Source organism: Kitasatospora sp. NPDC059722 (assembly GCF_042733235.1).
GTDB lineage: Bacteria > Actinomycetota > Actinomycetes > Streptomycetales > Streptomycetaceae > Kitasatospora.
The window spans coordinates 1-3,287 of record NZ_JBHWGD010000241.1 but is presented as its reverse complement, the minus strand read 5'-3'; the positions used below and the strand labels follow the sequence as shown (position 1 = coordinate 3,287).

General features: G+C 74.9%; 1 protein-coding gene. It reads left to right on the top strand.

Features of this window, described 5'->3' with window-relative positions:
- Positions 1 to 42: 42 nt before the first annotated feature.
- On the top strand, positions 43 to 3,287 hold a 3,245-nt coding region (locus ACFV4F_RS42895), incomplete at its 3' end, for an SDR family NAD(P)-dependent oxidoreductase (RefSeq protein WP_380511384.1).

The following is a 3,287-nucleotide window of genomic DNA, read 5'->3' as shown; positions in this document are numbered from 1 at the left end:
CTGGCGACGGCGGCCGAAGGCCGGCGGTGGGTGGGTGAGTTCGTGTCGATCGCTGCGGTCAATAGCCCGCGCTCGATCGTCGTCTCTGGTTCCGAGTCGGCCGTGTCGGAGATCGAGGCGCACTTCGCCGACCGCAAGACGGCGCGGCTGCGCGTCTCGCACGCGTTCCACTCGCCGCTGATGGACCCGATGCTGGCGGACTTCCGTACGGTCCTCAACGGGCTGACGTACAACGCGCCGTCGATCCCGGTGGTCTCGAACCTGACCGGCGCCCTCGGCCTCGGAGAGGACTTCACCACCCCCGAGTACTGGGTGCGTCACGTCCGCGAGGCCGTCCGTTTCGCCGACGGCGTCCGTACGTTGGAGGCCGCGGGCGTCACGCGCTTCCTGGAGCTCGGCCCCGACGGCGTCCTCACCGCACTCGCGGCCTCCTCGCTCTCCGACGACGCCGTGCTGGCCTCCGCCCTCCGCAAGGACCAGGCCGAGGACACGACCGTCCTCACCGCCCTCGCACGCCTGCACGTCACCGGCGCGCACGTCGACTGGGCCGCGCTCTTCGCCGGCACCGGTGCCCGGGCCGTGAACGTGCCCACGTACGCGTTCCAGCACCGGCACTACTGGCCGGCGGTCACCCTCGCGCGCGGCGGCGACGTCCGGCTCGCGGGACTCGGTGCCGCCGAGCACCCGCTGCTGCGTGCGGCCGTCGAGCTCGTCAACACGGACGGCTACCTGTTCACCGGCCGGCTGTCGGCCCGGTCGCACGGGTGGCTCGCGGACCACGTCGTCATGCGTTCCGTCCTGGTGCCGGGCACGGCGCTGGTCGAACTGGCCGTGCGGGCGGGCGACGAGGTCGGCTGCGACCTGGTCGAGGAACTGACCATGGCCGCGCCGCTGGTCCTGCCCGAGGACGGCTCCGTCCGGATCCAGGTGCGCCTGGCCGAGCCGGACGACTCCGGGCGCCGCGCGGTCGGCATCCACTCCACGGCGGACACCGGCCCGGAGCCGGTCTGGACGCTGCACGCGAGCGGTGTGCTGGGCTCGGGCGCGGTGCCGGTGGCGTTCGACGCGTCGGTGTGGCCGCCGGCCGGTGCCGAGGCGGTCGACGCGGCCGGACTGTACGAGGGCCTCGCCGAGGCCGGGTTCGAGTACGGCGCCGCGTTCCGGGGCCTCCGGGCCGCCTGGCGGCGCGGGGACGAGCTCTTCGCGGAGGTCGCCCTGCCCGAGGGCACCGACGGCAGCGGCTTCGGCCTGCACCCCGCCCTGTTCGACGCCTGCCTCCACGGCTTCGCCCTGGCGGGGGCCGGCGAGGGCGGCGGCGTGCCGTTCGTGTGGGAGGACGTGGCGCTGCACGCGACCGGTGCTTCGGCGGTGCGGGTGCGGCTGACGCGGTCGGCCTCCGGTGCCCTGGCGCTCGCCGTGGCCGACGCCGACGGCAGGCCGGTGGCCTCGGTCGGCGCGCTGACGGTGCGCCCGATCGCCGCCGAGCAGCTCGCGGCCGGGACGCGGGTCGGCCGGGACTCGCTGTTCCGGGTGGACTGGGTGCCGGTGAAGGCGGCCGCTGCTCCGGCGTTCGTGGCGGTCGGGTCGCTGGCGGAGGTGCCGGAGGATGTGCCGCCGGTGGTCGTGATCGAGGCGGCTGCTGGTGAGGTGCACGCGCGGACGGCGCGGGTGCTGGAGCTGGTGCAGGGCTGGCTGGTGGAGGAGCGTTTCGCGGGTTCGCGTCTGGTGTTCGTGACGCGCGGTGTGGTGGCGGGCGAGGACCTGCCGGGCGCAGCGGTGTGGGGTCTGGTGCGGTCGGCGGTGTCGGAGGAGTCGGGCCGGTTCGGTCTGATGGATCTGGCGGGGGACGAGGTCCTTCTGCCGGAGGCTCTGGGCGTGGACGAGCCGCAGCTGCTGGTCCGCGACGGTGAAGTCCTGGCTGCCCGCCTGGTGCGTACGGAAGCAGCGGCCGAAACGGCGGTGGCGTGGCCGAGTGGGGGCACGGTCCTGATCACCGGTGGTACCGGTGGCCTCGGGAAGCTTATGGCCCGGCACTTGGCGGCCGAGCACGGCGTGCGTGACCTGCTGTTGGTGAGCCGCCGGGGCGTGGAGGCCGAGGGCGTCGAGGAGTTGCTGGCGGAGCTGGGTGCAGGGGCGAGGGTCGAGGCTTGTGACGTGGCCGACGAGGCCGCTGTCGTGGACCTGTTCGCCCGGCACGACATCCGTGCGGTCGTTCACACTGCCGGTGTGCTCGATGATGGCGTGATCGGCTCGCTCACCCCCTCGCGGCTCTCGGCCGTCCTGCGCCCGAAGGCGGACGCGGCGTGGAACCTCCACCGGGCCGCCGGGAACGTCGAAGCGTTCGTCCTGTTCTCGTCGATGGCCGGTACGTTCGGCAATGCGGGCCAGGCCGCCTACGCGGCGGGCAACGCCTACCTGGACGCCCTGGCGGTCCACCGCCGCGCCCTCGGCCTGCCCGCCGTCTCGCTCGCCTGGGGCCCGTGGTCGGACGTGGCCGGCATGACCGGCACGCTCACCGACGCCGAGCGGGAGCGGATGACCCGCGCCGGCGTGCCGCCGCTCGACCCGGAGCACGGGCTGGCGCTGTTCGACGCGGTCGCCACCGGCGCCGAGCCGGCCGTCCTGCCCGTCCGGCTCGACCTGCCCGCCCTGCGGGACCGGGGCGACGTCCCCACCCTCCTGCGCGGCCTGGTCCGGGCCCCGGCGCGCCGGGCGGCCACGGCCCCTGCCGCGGTCGACCTGACCCGGCGGCTGTCGGGCCTGGGCGGCGACGCGCGGCGCGAGGCCGTCCTGGAACTGGTGCGCGACCAGATCGCGCTCGTGCTCGGCCACGAGGGCCGGTCGACGGTGGATCCGTCGCGGGCCTTCCAGGACCTCGGCTTCGACTCGCTGACGGCGGTCGAACTGCGCAACCGGCTGCGGACCGTGACCGGTCTCCAGCTGCCGGCCACCGTCGTGTTCGACTACCCGACCGCCCACGCGATCGCCGGCTTCCTGCTGGAGGGCCTGTTCGGCGCCTCGGAGGCGGCGGAACCGCTGCCGGTGGCCGTGCCCGTCCCGTCCGACGATCCGATCGTGCTCGTCGGGATGGCCTGCCGCTATCCGGGCGGCGTGGCGTCGCCGGAGGACCTGTGGCGGCTGGTGGCCGACGGCGTGGACGCGGTGTCGGAGTTCCCGGCCGACCGCGGCTGGGACGTCGAGACGCTGTACGACCCGGACCCGGACCACAGCGGCACGTCCTACACCCGGACGGGCGGGTTCCTGCGGGAGGCGGCGGCGTTCGACGC